This is a genomic window from Mesocryomonas lacus, from assembly GCF_055730105.2.
On record NZ_JBUZWF020000006.1, the window covers coordinates 27924 to 42532 of the forward strand.

Consider the following 14609-nt stretch of genomic DNA (forward strand, 5'->3'; position numbering starts at 1 on the left):
GCCAACGGGAGCGGGGGGAAGGCGTTCCTCATTCATTCGATAGGCGTGCTGTGTTGGATCCGGGCCCGTCGACGAGACGCGGACGCTTCTACCAAGTTGTCAGATCTTACTTGGCAGCGAGCTTTTCGGCCTCTGCCAGATGCTGCTTCAAAGTCGGAAGGCTCTCAGTTGCAAAGGCCTTCAGTTTGGGTGAATTGCCATTGTTCGAAAAGTCGTCGAAGAGCGCGACCGCTTCTTGATGCGCCATCACCTGCATCTTGGCGTAGATCAGGTTGAAGTCGCCGCCCTTACTTTGGCGTATCGCCTTGATCATCTGGCCATACTTCGAGTCTGGCGGAGATACGGTCCCGACCCCATCTGCCTTCGCCGCCGCGAGCAACTTAGCTGTTGTCTCGGCGTGATTGTGAACCATGTGCTCGGCAAATTCCTTCACGTCTGCGCGGTCAGCCTTCTCAAGCGCTGCCTTGCTGGATTCAACTTCGAACATGTCCGACGATGCGGCGGTCAATGCGAATAGTTTTTCGTCGGACATCTCTGTCTTCACGGCGCGATCTTGGCCCGGAGTGGTTTGAGCGGACGCTATCGGTGCCACGAGGAAGGTCAATGACGCTGTCAGTAAGTTGCGGCATATCATGCGACTAGCTTCCCTTGAACATTGGTTACCGTCTGCCAACCCTGCCGTAGTCGGCAGTTCAGGCGGCAACAGGCCATTGGAGCAGAATCCAATCATGCGTACGGAAAAGAACCTTGGCTCATGGGCCGAGCTTCGCCAGATGATGGCGAGAAGATCGAAGCCTGCGCAAAGAACTCTAGGATTCGGAAATTCACCGCAGTGACCTCTTCCCGATGCAGCCAATGGGTCGCATCGGGAAAATACTCGATCGTGGCGTCGTTGCAGGTGTGGACGGAGGCCGCGGCAAGCCCCGGTTCCAGCGCGCTGTCTTTCTTGCCCCAAAGGACCAACGTCGGTGCATGGATCGACTCTGAGTAGGACGGTCGATAGCGCAAGGCGCGGTACCAATTCAGCATCGCCGTCAAAGCACCGGGATGTCTCCAGGCGCGACGGTACAAGGAAAGATCGTCATCACTGAACGCGCTAGGCCGGGCCGAGGCAACCAGAGCCTTCGTTAGCAGACGTGCATCTCCGGCACCAAGAACGGTTTCCGGGAGCCACGGAAACTGGAAGAACGCGGCATAGCTGCTCCGGAGGAACTGCGTCGGCGATCGGAGCGCGTATCGAAAGAGGGCATCTGGATGCGGCGCATTCAGGATCACAAGCTTGTCGACCCTGTCGGGTTTGCTGGCCGCGAGCGCCCAGGCGACAATGCCTCCCCAGTCATGACCCGCCAGATGGAAACGACGGATCTCCAAAGCGTCTGCTAGAGCGACAACGTCAGCCACTAGCTTATCCAGCGAGTAGGCACGAAAGCCCTTTGGTTTGTCGCTGGTATTGTAGCCACGCTGGTCCGGCACGATGACACGATACCCTGCCGCCGACAGGGCCTGCATCTGGTGGCGCCAACCGATCCAATGGTCGGGAAAGCCATGCAGGAGAAAAACCGGGTGGCCGTCGGCTGGTCCGCAGGCGACGACGTGCAGTTTCACGCTCCCGACTGTGACGAAGCGATGCTCGATCGCCTCCTCGGCGATGAAGGCTTTGTCCAAAAATTCGGAACGCACGGGCACTCAGGACCCACCCGCGACGGAACCAGTAATGGCGATGACGAGTGACACCAAGTCAACATTCCCCTTAATGTCGAGGGTATCGTCGTCTCCCAACTCCACGACCAGTTTGCAGGGATTTTCGTTAGCTTGCCGTTTCAGCTCAGCGAAGATCGCTTCTTGCAACTTGACGTCCAGAACCATTTTCGTCCTCGCTGTCAGGCTTACGGTTTGCGGTAAGCGGATCCGTCTTCGGCCCGGGCGGGGTTGCCGAGGTACTCCCCACTTTGCGGAACGGCGATGTCGTCGAAGCCAGCGGCGAGCGCCTGTAGAGCCTGCCGCATCTCGGCGCCTTTCATCGCCTGACCGTGCCCCGTCACGACTAGCTCAGGATTTAAAGCCGCGAGTATGCGAACAGAGTCGCGAGCCTTGTCCCACTCAACGGTGTAGTACATCGGCGGACCATGCATCACGGCCTTTTGGAGCGCCACGGCATAAGCCGATTCTTGCTCAGTCGTAACAAAGGCATCTCCCACGATCAGCGTCCGGTCGGCTTCCCGCCAAAGCGAGACATGCCCGACACTGTGACCCGGCGTGTGAACCCAGCGCCATCCTGGCATGCCGGGAATGCTGCCATCCGCTGGAAGCGTACGGAGACGGCTCGATACATCCACCGGACCACGGGGGTAGAACCGCGCCATGGCCGCCATCAACCCTCCGCCGACCGAGGGATCGCCCGGAGGATAAGCTGCCGTGCCGTCGAGATATGGACGTTCCAAGGCGTGGGCGTAGACGGGTGCGTCCCACTGCTCCGCCAGATCCTCAAGCGTTCCAATGTGGTCGAAGTGGCCATGCGTCATCACGATGGCCGCGGGCCGAGCCCCCGTACCGAAGCGTTCGGCTGCGGCACCCTCGATTAACCCGCGAGTTCCGGGCAATCCTGCGTCGATCAGGACCCAGTTGCGGTCGCCGCACCCGGCCTCCCCAAAGAAAACGACGTTGACGATTCCAAGGCGACGATAGGCCAGATCGCTTGCGATCTCATGCGTGCTGTCGTCGCGAGCAGCGTCCAATACAGGATCGACTGCGATGGCTTCCGTGGAAAGGGGAATCTGTTGGGTCATCGAAGTTGTTCTCGTCTTAGGGGCCGATCGTGGAAATGGCTTCGAGGATGGCGGGCACTTCGCTCGATAGTTCTCGTGCCAGAAAGCCTACAGTGCCGAGCCGCTTGGTCAGCCGCCGCCCTGCCTCGGCGTGCAGGAAGACACCCCACTGGACTGCACGAAGGGGAGGGGCCCCACGCGCGGCGAGTCCTGCAATTAGGCCCGCGAGGACATCACCAGAACCCGACGTAGCCATGCCGATCCCGCCGCCTTCGCAAGACCAGGAGCCGCCGTCGGGTGAGCAGATGAAGGTCTTCGGCCCCTTCATCGCGACGATGCCGCCAACGGCGGCGGCCGCTCTTATCCCCGCTCCCTCTGGGTCACCAACAATCGCGTCTTTGTCTATCCCCAGGAACGTCGCCATCTCACCCGGATGCGGAGTGATCGCAAAGCCTCGCCCAGAACCGCGAAGCGTTTCGAGTGCGTCTCGCAGACCTGTCAACGCAGCGGCGTCAAAGACGAACGACGCTTCCCCCTCCATCTCCAACACTGCGAGTGAAAGTGCGCGTGCCCCGGCTTCATCGGCCATGCCAGGTCCGATGAGAACTGCATCAGCCTGACCGACCTCTTTCAGCAGACGCGAAGCGCAGCAAGGATCGATTTCGCCGTCTACCGTTTCGTCTAGTGGGATCACGCGTGCTTCGGGAACAGCCAGTGCCAGATGCAGTGCGACCGATGCGACGGTCGCGATCTGTAGCTTGCCTGCGCCCGCCCGGAGGGCGGCCTCCGCAGCTAAGCGGATTGCGCCGGGCACCTCCCGACTGGCACCGATGATCAGGACGGTGCCGCGCTCGTCTTTACCTGCGGAAACCTCGATTTCGGGAAGGGGATGTGACCGTAGGAAGTCAAAGTCGACTGAGCGTGAACTACTCATCGGGCTGCGACGCGAGCATCGGGCTCGTCGGTCACCTCCGTACCCTCTTCAACGAGGGGCGCCACAAAATTGTAGCGCTCGAGCCTAAGCATGACGTCGCTGTCGCCATTAGCCTTCGCATGATATTCCGTGACCGCACAGTTAGCGACGTCGCCCTCGCTGTCGATTTCTAGGATCTGCTCCTCGTCGAGCTGCTCGATAATGTAGCGTAGGCACAGCACTACCACCTGATGGCCGACGATCAGAACCCGTTTGCCGCCGTAGTGAAGGCTGATTGTATCCAGCATCGAACGCAGCCGAAGAATGACGTCACACCAGCTCTCGCCGCCCGGCGGCCGGTGATAGAACTTCCCGAGCAGTTGCCGAAACTCGGCCTGATCTGGATGCTCGCTTTCGATGCCAAAGCGCGTCAGCCGATCGAGAATACCGAACTCCTTCTCGCGCAGACGCTCATCCGTGGAGCGGGCGACGTTTCCGAGGCCAGCCTCATCGACAATTGCAGAAGCGGTACCTATGGCCCGGAGATAAGGTGAGGAGAGGATGACCTCCGGGCGCTCTTCCTCGGGCAGGGATGCGAACCAGCGACCGACAGATCGCGACTGCTCAAGCCCGAGGGGGCTTAGAGGGACATCGATGTCTCGGTCCGCGATATCAATACGGGCGAGGTCGGATGCCATGGCGGCGTCCCTTGCAACATTGCCCAGGCTCTCGCCATGCCGAACGATCCAAATCTTAGAAGGCCATGTCATTGTCATGGATTGATCCCGAGGTTGAAGCAGCCATCACAGGGCGGGAAGAGCCTAGAGTTCCCTTCTCCGCATTTCTCTGTCAGCACTAGAGTGTTGCCGTAGGTCCTATTTTTCCTTGTGGAGCCGCTCTTCCACGCGGTTGCGACTGTTGCCAACCTCCTTCACCGCCTCACGAACCTCGCCGCGACTAACGCCTTCCTTCTGCGCTTCATATTTGACTTCATGGGTCTGGCCCCCGGCAACCTTGGCACGATCCTGAGCGCGCCCACGGGATGTCTGCTCTTCAGCCATTTCAGCCTCCATCAATTCGGTCGTGTTTCAACGTGGGCAAGGCTGAGGAGTTGCTTTTCCAAAGCGTCTGCTTTCGGACAATGGTGCGAATGGCCGGCTGTGCACGAACATCGTCATCAAACTTCAACGATGCCTTCTTTGCTCATCCCGTTTTTTCTATGCACGGTGGCATAACCGTTCGAGGCTACGTCTGGGCTCTACGAGGCACCTCTCTCCGCGGGCCCTTGTAGGCCGGGTGGAGGGATGGCTTCGTCTGCATCGGGATCCTTGCCATGGCTCCTGTCGAGCATCCGCATGACAGGCGTGACTGTCACGCCATGCATGAGAATTGACATCAGAATGATCAGGCCGACGACCGCCCACAGCCGATCGACCTCCTCGACGTGGCCGATGTGGTTCAGGCCATAGGCGAGGTAGTAGACCGTTCCCACGCCCCGGATGCCGAAGAACGAAAGCGTCAGGCGCTCCTGCCATCCCACCTTATGACCGACGAGGCCGATCAGTCCTGCAATGGGTCGAACAACTAGCAGGATCACGACAGCCGCCGCGACATCGACCCAACCTAAGGGCACGAGCAGGCCGTTGACGAGCGCGCCGCCGAACATGAGCAGCAGCACCATCATCGCGATGCGCTCGATCTGTTCGGTCAGATCGTGCATCTGAAGATGGAAGTCGTGGTCCCGGTGCGAGTGCCCAAATGTCAGCGCGGTGACGAAGACGGCCAGAAACCCATAGCAGTGGATGAGCTCGGTCAGGCCGTATGAGACGAAGGTTGCTGACAGCGCGATCAGCCCGTCTCCGGTCTTCGCAAGCTTCGTCTTCGCGGGCACGTGGAAGGTGAGCCATCCGAAGGCGCGGCCGATTAAATAGCCGCCCAGGACCCCGGCGCCGATCTCCCATAGGACGTTGTAGGTGAGCCACTCGACGAGCCACGGCTTGCCTGTCGAGGCCGCAAGCGCCAGCACTATGGCGAGGTGGACGAACGGAAACGCGAAGCCGTCGTTCATTCCAGCTTCCGAGGTGAGACCGAACCGGACTTCGTCCTCCTCCCCGGACCTTGGCGGCCCGACCTGCACGTCGGCTGCAAGCACCGGGTCGGTAGGGGCGAGTGCCGCGCCGAGGAGCAGCGCCACTGTCCATGACAGGCCCATCCACCACCCCGCGATGACGGTAATCGCGGCTATGCTGAGGGGCATGGTCATGGCGATCAGCCGCCAGGTCACACCCCACTTTCGGAAGTTGAAGATCCGGTCGAGCTTAAGTCCCGCCCCCATCAACGCGATGATGACCACGAACTCGGAAAACCGCTCCGTGATTTCCGGATAGAGGATGGGTAGCGGATCAAGGGTCACGCCCGGAAGCGAGAAGATTACCGCGCCAAAGAGAATGCAGACGATCGGCAGCGACAGGGGCAGGGTGCGCAGTGCCAAGGGCAGCCATGCCACTAACGCGATGAGGAGACCCGCCCCTGTTAGGATGAGGATGTAGGGGTCGGGACTGAGTTCGAGGGAAAGGTTCATGCCGCTCTTGCCGTTGATGGTCGCCACGCACGAAAACCGGAGGGACATGCCCTCCCGTCTCCGATGGATGTTCACGGCCCGGATCGCTCGGTGGCGATCCCGACTTGCGAACTACAGCTTGCTGGGCGATACCTCGGAAACGCTTCCTTTCGCGGCGCTGGCCACGTTGCCGACCCTGTCCTTCAGGTCAGCAGCAACCTCTCCGAGCTTCGCCTTCGTCAGGCCCTGCGCCTCGGCTTCGCGTGCAACCTCATCGAGCGCTGTCGCCGCCAGATCCTTGGCTTCGCCGATCTTCTCGCCAACGAGCGAGCGCGCCTGCGCCTTGAGCTCGTCACTGGTCTCACCGAGATATTCCCGCTCGATGTCCGTGACAGGAAGCAGCGCTGCGACGCCCGCGCCCACTGCAAGTCCGAGCACGCCAAGCGCCAGAGGCTGGTCTTCGAAGAACTCGCCGACTGTCTGCTGCACGTGTCCCGCCTGGCTCCTGGCAATCCGCGAGCCAGCCCTACCCGCGTCGTAGGCGTGCGACCCTATGTAGGAAGCCGCGTCGCCGGCATATGAGGCGGCCGCGTCGTACCCTTGGGATGCCGCGCCGGCGACTGACGATGCCCCGCTGGCAATACTGGATCCTGCCTGCTGGGCACCATAGCCGACGGCATCCACGGCATCGTTGGCGGCACTACCCACACCGCTCGTCATGGCGCCGAAGCGGTCGGACGCGCGACCAACGTGACGCGGCGCCTCAAAACGCATCTCGAAATCGTCACGCTCCGACCGATGGCGGTTGCGATGACCGTGGGCGCGATCGTGGTCCCGCTTCGAGCCGAACAGCGACGTCTTGCTTCCACCGAAGAACAGCCAGGCGACACCCATGCCGATCAGCGCGGCCGACGCCGGGTTTTCGCGGACAGCGTCCGTAAGGGTGGTTCCAAAGTCCTTCCTTGTCACAGTGTTCCCGGCGTTGGGAATGGTGGGATCTTCCGCGTATGTGGAAGGGACGGGACGTTCGTATGTATGGCTCATGGCTGATTTCCTTTCGCCGCTTGTGCGTCCATCTGGACCTGATGCACCGTGCGCTCGGGCACCATCGTCTCGGATTTCAGTTTCTTGATGCCCGCCGATACGAGGATTGCAGCGACCGCGCCCCCGACGACGGTAGCTAGCAGGAACGCCAGCCCTGCACCCATGCCCGCCTCAACGAGGAAGGTTGCGACGGTGGTCAAGAGCATCACCAAGGTAGCCATCGCGAATGCCACCCCGCCGACCATCAGTCCGATGGCCATGCCGGCATTCGTTGCCTTCTTAGCCATCTCCGCCTTTGCGAGCTGGATCTCGCTCCGGAAGAGGGCCGAGAGCTGCTCGAGGCCGTTGGAGATCAGCTCCGAGAAGCTTCTGTCGTCGGGGGACGTAGCCATCCGATCCCCCCTTAGCTCAGTGTGCCGCGGACGGGCAGCGGCCGGGGTGCGCCGACATGGTCCGCATCGCTCTTCCAGTCACCGACGTTCGCCTCGCGCGTGCGCTTCTGGGCTGAGGTCGACAGGAACCGAGCAACGACGAAGCCAGCCAACGCGGTGGCGCCGAGGAACACAGCCGGCTGACGGCGAGCGTAGTCGTGAACGACACCGACGAGATCGGCGAGGTCGCGATCTTTTACGGCATCGGCCAAGTGCTCGATCTCGCCCGCTGCCTTGCGGGCAAAGTTGGCGACCATCGGCATCTCTTCGTCGAGGCTGTCGGCAGCGCGGTTGATCGACCCGGCATAGCCCTTGAAGCGGTCAGCCCCTGCGGCCTTTTGCTCTTCGGCGAGACCGCGCACATGATCTGCCGCGTCGAGAACACCCTGTTTGGCACGGTCACCGAGATCGTTCACGGCGGCCTTCGCCTCGTTTGCAAGCGAGCTCGCCTCGGCACTGACATTGTCGGCGGCGGCCTTTGCCTGATCGGTGATGTCCGGCTTGGCTGCCTGGTTCGGGTTGTAGGTCGTGTTGCTCATGTGGGTCTCCTTAAATTCGATTATGGGTTAGTCGCTGGCCTGATGGCCCGTTCAGTGATCCAGGGGCCGTGCCGCAACGTGCTTCTCAGGCTCCTCGTCTGGGGCGACAGCCTTCACACCTGCATCGACGACGGCTGCCGCGCGCTGACCAAGATCGCGGATCGCATTCTTGCCGGACTCGACGTCGAGGCCTTCGTCGGAAGCGGCGTTCACGGTTGAGGCAGCCACTCGCTCACCGACATCCATTGCGGCGTGCAGACCTTCTCGGGCAGTCGTCTCGGCCTTCTGCCTCACTCGCGAACTCGCGTCGCCGAACAAGCGGGATTCCGTGCGGCTATGCGGGATGAGCGCGGCAAGTGCAGCACCTGCTAGGGCCGTTAGCGCGCCGACCAATAAGGGGTTGCGCTGGACTGTATCAACCAGCGTGTCGCGACCCTGTCTGCCAAGCACAACCGCCTGATCGGCGACTTCGCCAACCGCGTGTGTGGCGTCGTGATAGGTCATCCGGGCTTGATGGGTCACGGCATCGGCCGCGTCCGTCAGGCTCTGGGTCGCATCGGTCAGGGTGTTGGTCACCTTGTTCGCGGCTGCCGATGCGGCGCCGGTTACGCGGTCGGACATATCTTGTGCGGTTGAGGTAACGGAGGCCGCGGCGGCCGATGCCGTGTCCGATGCCTTGCTTGCCAGTTTCGAGGCCTTGTCGCTGCCCGTCGAAACCGCATCGTTGACTTTGTCTCCCGAGATCAGTCCGGAGAAGATGTTGTTGCGGCCGGACAAAGCCACGCCCGCGCCCATCAAGAGAATTGGCGCCGGGATGCTCCGGAGAATGCCGATGATCGGATAGGCCAGACCAGCTCCGATCGCTGCGGTCTGCAACGGGTTATCCCGTGCGGACCGCTCGAGCTTGGCAAGCAAGTCCTGGCCCGATTGGACAATGCTGTCCTTGACGTCGGCTTTGATGGTACCGGGCGATAGGCGGTTCCGCAGCTCTCCAACGGTGTCGGCAAGCCCGGACCGTAGATTTTCGTTCCGGGCCTCGATCGCATCGAGGCTCGGATCGCCGGTCTCGGTTCTGTCGGTTGAACTCATCTTCTTCTCCTCAGCAGCCCGTGCTTTTAGAAGGCCACGTTCACTATTCTGAGAACTTTCGTAGGAGTCGCTTAGTTCCTCCAGCAACGTCTGGGCTGCTCGCGCAAATAGTATATCGCGGCCGAAATCTACGAGGCTTCCATGAGCTTTCAATGTCGTGAACGACATCCGATAGTCCTGTTCCGTTCAACGAGAGACGGGAACGATCGATTCTGTGAAGAATCCAGTATCACCCGCGACGGCTTGCCCGATCAACAGAATGCCGAACGACGCCAGTTCGACATGGTCGTTAGGGAGGCCGTGCCGTCCGCTCGAGCGTTCTCGATCTTGGCCAATCCCTCGAGACCAAAGGAAACTCGTGGTTACCGGATCATAACGGCGTCCCGAAAGTTTATCCGTGCGCCAGCGAGAGGATAGACATGACGGACGTAGGTTTTGCTCCGGACCAAGACAGTCCGCCGACGCCCGCCAAGCAAGAGGTCTTGAAGGAACAGAAGCAAGCCCACGCCGAAGCAGCCTCAGAACGCGGCCGAGGGCGGGAAGCTGCCAAGCCCACGGAGATCCCGGCGACTGGCTGGAAGGACATCTTGTGGCGCGTCTACGCCGAATTCTCGAACGACCGCCTGATGCTCGTGGCCGCCGGGCTGACATTCTACCTGCTGCTCGCGCTGTTTCCTGCGATCACGGCGTTCATCTCCATATACGGGCTCTTCAGCGACTTGGGCACCGTGAACGACCACTTACAGTCTATGTCGGGGATTCTGCCGTCCGGGGCGGTGCAGATCATCGGCGAGCAGCTCGAACGCACGGTCAAGAAGGGCGACGTCACGCTCGGATTTGGTTTGGTGTTCGGCTTGGGCGTCGCCCTGTGGAGCGCGAACGCGGGGATGATGAGTTTCTTCGACGCCCTGAACATCGTCTACGCCGAGAAGGAGAAGCGCAGCTTTGTCAGGCTGACACTGATCTCGCTCGCGTTCACGCTCTCGATGCTCGTTTTCATCGCCTTCATGCTCGGTGCCGTCATCCTGATGCCGATCCTCTTCGAGTACATCGGCCTTGGCGGTCTCGAGACGTTCCTCCTGATTTTGCGCTGGCCGATATTGCTCGCGATCGTAGCTGTTGGCATCTCGATCATGTTCCGTTACGGGCCGAGCCGCGCGAAGGCGAAGTGGCGCTGGGTCACACCCGGGGCTGGCCTTGCAGCGATCGTCTGGGTCCTATTCTCCATCGCGTTCTCCTTTTATGCGACGAACTTCGGAAGCTATGACGAGACGTATGGAAGCCTCGGCGCCGCCATCGGCTTCATGGCCTGGACGTGGCTGTCCTGCATCGTGGTGCTGTTCGGCGCCGAGCTTAATGCCGAGCTGGAGCATCAGACCGCCCGCGACACGACACACACTCCTGAACGTCCGTTGGGAGAACGCGGAGCCGCAATGGCGGACACCGTAGGTGAGGCCTCCTCGTGACGTAATAGGGAAAGCTCATACTTGAGCGAACGGCGGGGCGGGAGGGTTTGGCTCTAGCCGCACCAAAGCTCCGATGTTCATTTCTGCTGATGGTCCGGCGATTCATGGAAGAAAGCACAGTGAAGGCACTCAAGAGCGAGATCATCCTTGAGGTACTGAGAGCTTCCCCGAGCATAGGCCTGGCCGAACTTTCCCGGCGTATCTACGGAATGGACGGCAAGGCGTGCATCGCGCGCACCAGGCAGCAAATCAGCATCCTTCGAGGTGCCGGCCATCCCATCGACTACGATAGGCGATCCAAATCGTTGTCGTTGGGCCTACTGGCTCCTGCTGGGGATTAAGACTGCCCATGACTTTGGGTGCAGGGTCGTGGCGGAAGGCATTGAGAGCGACGCGACCTATAAGCTGCTCAAGCGAATGCGACGAGGACAGGGCTATCTCAAAGCCCGCCCAATGCCCGCTGCCGAATTCGAGAACTTCATGCGAGACGGAACGCACGCGGCGTTGGCCTGACGGCACCAAAGCAGCCGGCGCGGTAGGCGTTCAGAACCCGTGTCGTCGAAGCAGGCGGGACGTATCCATCTCCCGCTCGATGCACGCCATCAAGATGGGATAGGAGCCTCCCGCTACCTTGGCAACCTCACCGCAGTATGCGGTCGTGCTCGCAGGAAAGGCTGTCCATTCGTCTTTCAGTTGAGCGTAAGCATCGCGCTGGCTTTCGAGGCAACCCATCCATGCCCGTTTCGACTCACCGACGAGGCTTGCAAGGTTGCGGCAGTAGTCCGCGGGATCGTACCGAGGAACGCTGTCCGCCATCGAAGCGTGACACGACAAGATCAGAGTTGCGGTCGTCGTTGCCGCAGTAAGGGAACGCAACAAGTCGGTCATCTTCCTATCTTCGCCTGGAGGAGGCGACGCTGACGAAGCCTGCATAGAAGCGGCGTGCCGAGTGACCGACCAGCCAACGGGATTCGATAACGGAGCCACATGAAGCGGCTCCGCCGTCACTCGGGTTCCTTACCAGTTCGTAGTCTCGTTGCGATCCGGAAGGCGGCCGTTCGGCGTCAGCTTGTCGATCACTCCCGGCAGGAGTTCCGACAGTTGCGAAAGGAGGTCGCCCTGCGACATCCCGGTCTGGGTCGACAAACGATCGACGGTATCGTCGCCGAGGGCTTGCTGAAGCTCGTGCGGAGCGATGGACTCGTTGTCGCCATGACCGACCCACGAAGCCGCCTTCTGCCCATGCCCGGCCTGCTCGAGACGCTCGAGAAGACCGCCGGGTCCGGTGTGGCCGCCGTCGAACTCCCCGCGGCTGCCGAGCCCGCCTTGAGTCGGCCGATCGCTGCGGTCTGCGCGCTCTTCTCGGTCCGGCTCTTGTATTTGGCCCGAGCCACCGATCTGGCCCACGCCACCCGACCGTCCAGTCAAGCCGCCGAGTAGGTCGCCAAGGCCGCCCCCACCAAGCACCCCGCCACCGCCGCGACCGGACATCTGCTGCGTGAGCAAGGCCATCAGTGCCATCATGATCGGCGACATACCGCCCTGCGATCCGCCACCCAGCATCCCGCCGAGGCCACCAGGCAGTCCACCTTGTGTTCCATTGCCCTGCATGCCGCCGCCTCGCTGCTGTCCGCCCAGCACGCTGCCGATCACGTCTTCAAGAATGCCCATCGATACCTCCCAAAATAGAAAAGGGCCGGAGGGGAGATCCCCGCCGGCCCGACTGTTACCCTTAAAGGCCGCGGCGTACCCGCTCTGCGTCCGTCAGGGTCTCGCCGACCCGCTCGTCCGCAATGTCGACCTCGGTGTGACGCACCGTGTCCGAAACCGTCTCGGTACGGTCACGAACATCACGCTTGAGGTCGATCTCCTCGACAACACGCGCTTCCTTCGAGATGACCGGCTCCTGCGCGGTTTCCTCGAGTTCGATCGTGCGCTCAGCGAAGGCGTCGACCGCGCCGACCGGACGGTCGACGGCGCGACGGGAGATCTCGACGTTCTCGCTACGAAGAGTGACGTCCTCGGAGACATTCTCTTCGACGACATACGAACGGACCTTGACCCGACCATGGCTGACGTCGCGCTTGCCGACGCGCAGGTTCTCCTGCACCACCTCGATGGTCCCGTCCGATCCTTCGAGAGGTCGGTGTCAAGGGTGTCGCGCTCTGAGTAGCCAGCGGCGCCCGATGCGGCGGCATACGAGGTGCCCGTCGAAGAGCCGATGCCCGTGGTGGCAACAGTGCTGTCACCCACTGGGTCGATCGAACCGCCGGAGTAGGCGCAGCTGCCGGAGGCAGAGGTGCCTTCCCAGCCTTCCGAGCGCCAGGTTGCTGCACGCTCGTCGATGTCAGCTGCACCTTCGCCCTCGAGCACGTCCGCAATCTCTTCGAAGCGGCCGTCCGGAGCGCTGACGGTCACGACCGTACCGCCGCGGCGCACGCCTTCGGCATAGGTGTGGCGGTCGTCTTCGTCGTCGCCCATGAAGAAGTCGCCGATGGCCTCAAAGAAACCCTTGTCCTCCTCCGCGGTCGTGCCGCGTGAAGTCGTCGTTGTCGAATCGGCGATCCGGACCTCGGAACCCGAGATGCCGATAAGAGCGAGCTTATCGATCGCGGCCTGGGCTTCGGCACGGGTATCGAAGTATGCGGTAACGGTCTGCGTCATTGGTTTTCTCCCGTTGGTGAGGTGTCTGTTGAATCGCCGTCGACGTCCGTCCGTTCCACGACGGCGCGCTGTTTCCGCAAGTTGACCGAAGTCTCGATGCGCTCGGTGGTCTTGACGCGGCGAATATGAACTTCTTCGGTGACGACCAGACGCTTGGTGACGACGATGATCTCCTCGACCAGCGATATGATCGTCACGTCGCCTTCCTGGCGGACGACGGGTGCTTCGGCGACTTCGCGGTCCACACTCACGCGGGTGATCTCGACGTTCTCGGCATCGAGCTCTTCGGCAACGATGTGGTCGGTCGTCTCAGTGACGGTGCGCACCCGGACGTGGCCTGTGACCACGTTCTCCTTCTGGATGCGCACCGTCTCCTCGACGAGAGGGATCACATCCGACCGATCTTCCTCCGGTGCCATAGTCAGACCACCCCGCGCGAGGGGATATGCCAGCCTGCGATGGCGCCTCCACGAACCCTCTCCAACAGGATTGGCCTTGATCCACGGACCTCCGTCGGGATTAAACCGGGAAGGTCATGCGGTAGCACGCAGATGGTTGTCGGGGTCATAACTAGTCCTCCGTTCGGCGTGCGGAGCGCGGGCCCTCGAAGGCTCAACCTGGCCTTGGGAAAATCGTTCAACGCGGAAGCGTTGGGCTTGAACAACAGCGTCCAACAGGTACGGGAACGCTGCATCGCGGCAGGTGAAGGGGAAGGCTCGATCGGGATTTGGCCTCGCGAAGCCGCCATGCCCCCCTGAAGGGCTTGGACGACTCCGATGGCTTCCCGATAACCGACGTAGTGCTTGGCTTCCGTATCCTCGTTCCAGACTCCACCGGGTCGGCAGGGTCGGATCGACCGCTGCGAACTCGCTGGCTCATGCTGGGGATTTCTACTGGGGGGGGAGGGAGCAAATCCTTGTCTTGTGACATTCCTGCGGCCGCCGGCTTCGTCGATGGTCCGTCGACGTTCCTCGCCGACTTTTTCGACTTGCCGCACCGATTGGCAATCGATGTCATGCCGCACAGCCGCGAAGATCTACGGGGCGTCGCGCTCGCAACTCGAAGTAAGCGTCTCCGGCCCGTCGCGACGTCCGCAATGCGTCATTAGCTGCGGACGGCACTAGGACGCATTCCCGTA

At 61.6% G+C, this 14609-nt stretch carries 16 protein-coding genes; 1 reads left to right on the plus strand and 15 read right to left on the minus strand.

Annotated elements, in window-relative coordinates:
* Nucleotides 1-106: 106 nt before the first annotated feature.
* The 12 genes from ACZLZQ_RS19150 to ACZLZQ_RS19205 all read right to left on the minus strand — a co-directional run bounded on the left by ACZLZQ_RS19150 (nucleotide 107) and on the right by ACZLZQ_RS19205 (nucleotide 9341).
* Nucleotides 107-730 (minus strand): DUF4142 domain-containing protein, encoded by a 624-nt coding sequence (locus ACZLZQ_RS19150; protein ID WP_496253631.1) that lies wholly within the window; start codon nucleotides 728-730, stop codon nucleotides 107-109.
* Complete coding sequence (locus ACZLZQ_RS19155; protein ID WP_472950729.1) at nucleotides 727-1680, minus strand: alpha/beta fold hydrolase; 954 nt, start codon at nucleotides 1678-1680, stop codon at nucleotides 727-729. The genes ACZLZQ_RS19150 and ACZLZQ_RS19155 overlap by 4 nt, the downstream gene beginning before the upstream one ends.
* Nucleotides 1681-1686: 6 nt before the next feature.
* Complete coding sequence (locus ACZLZQ_RS19160) at nucleotides 1687-1866, minus strand: hypothetical protein (protein ID WP_472950730.1); 180 nt, start codon at nucleotides 1864-1866, stop codon at nucleotides 1687-1689.
* 20 nt (nucleotides 1867-1886) lie between these two features.
* Nucleotides 1887-2786, minus strand: coding sequence for an MBL fold metallo-hydrolase (locus tag ACZLZQ_RS19165; RefSeq protein ID WP_472950731.1), 900 nt, complete (start codon nucleotides 2784-2786; stop codon nucleotides 1887-1889).
* A 16-nt stretch (nucleotides 2787-2802) separates the two neighbouring features.
* Entirely contained in the window at nucleotides 2803-3699 is an 897-nt protein-coding gene (locus ACZLZQ_RS19170) for an NAD(P)H-hydrate dehydratase (RefSeq protein WP_472950732.1), read from the minus strand.
* The gene (locus ACZLZQ_RS19175) at nucleotides 3696-4454 is read right to left on the minus strand and encodes a histidine phosphatase family protein (RefSeq protein ID WP_472950733.1); all 759 of its coding nucleotides are present in this window, start codon (nucleotides 4452-4454) and stop codon (nucleotides 3696-3698) included. The genes ACZLZQ_RS19170 and ACZLZQ_RS19175 overlap by 4 nt, the downstream gene beginning before the upstream one ends.
* Before the next feature lie 99 nt (nucleotides 4455-4553).
* Nucleotides 4554-4739 carry a DUF3606 domain-containing protein gene (locus ACZLZQ_RS19180; protein ID WP_472950734.1) on the minus strand — a complete coding sequence of 62 codons (186 nt, stop codon included), beginning with the start codon at nucleotides 4737-4739 and terminating at the stop codon, nucleotides 4554-4556.
* 197 nt (nucleotides 4740-4936) lie between these two features.
* Entirely contained in the window at nucleotides 4937-6307 is a 1371-nt protein-coding gene (locus ACZLZQ_RS19185) for a cation:proton antiporter (RefSeq protein WP_472950735.1), read from the minus strand.
* 63 nt (nucleotides 6308-6370) lie between these two features.
* Nucleotides 6371-7282: a hypothetical protein gene (locus ACZLZQ_RS19190; protein WP_472950736.1), complete on the minus strand. Its 912-nt coding sequence runs from the start codon at nucleotides 7280-7282 to the stop codon at nucleotides 6371-6373.
* Nucleotides 7279-7674: a phage holin family protein gene (locus ACZLZQ_RS19195; protein WP_472950737.1), complete on the minus strand. Its 396-nt coding sequence runs from the start codon at nucleotides 7672-7674 to the stop codon at nucleotides 7279-7281. Before ACZLZQ_RS19195 ends, ACZLZQ_RS19190 begins: the two co-directional genes overlap by 4 nt.
* An 11-nt stretch (nucleotides 7675-7685) precedes the next feature.
* Nucleotides 7686-8252: a hypothetical protein gene (locus ACZLZQ_RS19200; RefSeq protein WP_472950738.1), complete on the minus strand. Its 567-nt coding sequence runs from the start codon at nucleotides 8250-8252 to the stop codon at nucleotides 7686-7688.
* A 51-nt stretch (nucleotides 8253-8303) separates the two neighbouring features.
* Nucleotides 8304-9341: a hypothetical protein gene (locus ACZLZQ_RS19205; protein ID WP_472950739.1), complete on the minus strand. Its 1038-nt coding sequence runs from the start codon at nucleotides 9339-9341 to the stop codon at nucleotides 8304-8306.
* Between the two features lie 419 nt (nucleotides 9342-9760).
* Between ACZLZQ_RS19205 and ACZLZQ_RS19210 the strand changes: the two genes are divergently transcribed.
* Nucleotides 9761-10807, plus strand: a complete 1047-nt coding sequence (locus ACZLZQ_RS19210; RefSeq protein ID WP_472950740.1) for a YihY/virulence factor BrkB family protein — start codon at nucleotides 9761-9763, stop codon at nucleotides 10805-10807.
* 1017 nt (nucleotides 10808-11824) lie between these two features.
* Here the strand turns inward: ACZLZQ_RS19210 and ACZLZQ_RS19215 are convergent.
* The 3 genes from ACZLZQ_RS19215 to ACZLZQ_RS19225 form a co-directional block, all read right to left on the minus strand.
* On the minus strand, nucleotides 11825-12478 hold the full coding sequence (locus ACZLZQ_RS19215) for a YidB family protein (protein WP_472950741.1): 654 nt from the start codon (nucleotides 12476-12478) through the stop codon (nucleotides 11825-11827).
* Between the two features lie 61 nt (nucleotides 12479-12539).
* Complete coding sequence (locus ACZLZQ_RS19220) at nucleotides 12540-12920, minus strand: YsnF/AvaK domain-containing protein (RefSeq protein ID WP_472950742.1); 381 nt, start codon at nucleotides 12918-12920, stop codon at nucleotides 12540-12542.
* A 547-nt stretch (nucleotides 12921-13467) separates the two neighbouring features.
* Nucleotides 13468-13863, minus strand: coding sequence for a YsnF/AvaK domain-containing protein (locus tag ACZLZQ_RS19225; RefSeq protein WP_472950743.1), 396 nt, complete (start codon nucleotides 13861-13863; stop codon nucleotides 13468-13470).
* Nucleotides 13864-14609: the final 746 nt, after the last annotated feature.

Bases quoted from the DNA above. Each gene is read 5' to 3' on its own strand.
- ACZLZQ_RS19150 (WP_496253631.1), bottom strand. From the start codon at position 730: ATGATTGGATTCTGCTCCAATGGCCTGTTGCCGCCTGAACTGCCGACT.
- ACZLZQ_RS19200 (WP_472950738.1), bottom strand. From the start codon at position 8,252: ATGAGCAACACGACCTACAACCCGAACCAGGCAGCCAAGCCGGACATC.
- ACZLZQ_RS19165 (WP_472950731.1), bottom strand. From the start codon at position 2,786: ATGACCCAACAGATTCCCCTTTCCACGGAAGCCATCGCAGTCGATCCT.
- ACZLZQ_RS19205 (WP_472950739.1), bottom strand. From the start codon at position 9,341: ATGAGTTCAACCGACAGAACCGAGACCGGCGATCCGAGCCTCGATGCG.
- ACZLZQ_RS19195 (WP_472950737.1), bottom strand. From the start codon at position 7,674: ATGGCTACGTCCCCCGACGACAGAAGCTTCTCGGAGCTGATCTCCAAC.
- ACZLZQ_RS19190 (WP_472950736.1), bottom strand. From the start codon at position 7,282: ATGAGCCATACATACGAACGTCCCGTCCCTTCCACATACGCGGAAGAT.
- ACZLZQ_RS19185 (WP_472950735.1), bottom strand. From the start codon at position 6,307: ATGTCCCTCCGGTTTTCGTGCGTGGCGACCATCAACGGCAAGAGCGGC.
- ACZLZQ_RS19210 (WP_472950740.1), top strand. From the start codon at position 9,761: ATGACGGACGTAGGTTTTGCTCCGGACCAAGACAGTCCGCCGACGCCC.
- ACZLZQ_RS19180 (WP_472950734.1), bottom strand. From the start codon at position 4,739: ATGGCTGAAGAGCAGACATCCCGTGGGCGCGCTCAGGATCGTGCCAAG.
- ACZLZQ_RS19170 (WP_472950732.1), bottom strand. From the start codon at position 3,699: ATGAGTAGTTCACGCTCAGTCGACTTTGACTTCCTACGGTCACATCCC.
- ACZLZQ_RS19215 (WP_472950741.1), bottom strand. From the start codon at position 12,478: ATGGGCATTCTTGAAGACGTGATCGGCAGCGTGCTGGGCGGACAGCAG.
- ACZLZQ_RS19160 (WP_472950730.1), bottom strand. From the start codon at position 1,866: ATGGTTCTGGACGTCAAGTTGCAAGAAGCGATCTTCGCTGAGCTGAAA.
- ACZLZQ_RS19175 (WP_472950733.1), bottom strand. From the start codon at position 4,454: ATGACAATGACATGGCCTTCTAAGATTTGGATCGTTCGGCATGGCGAG.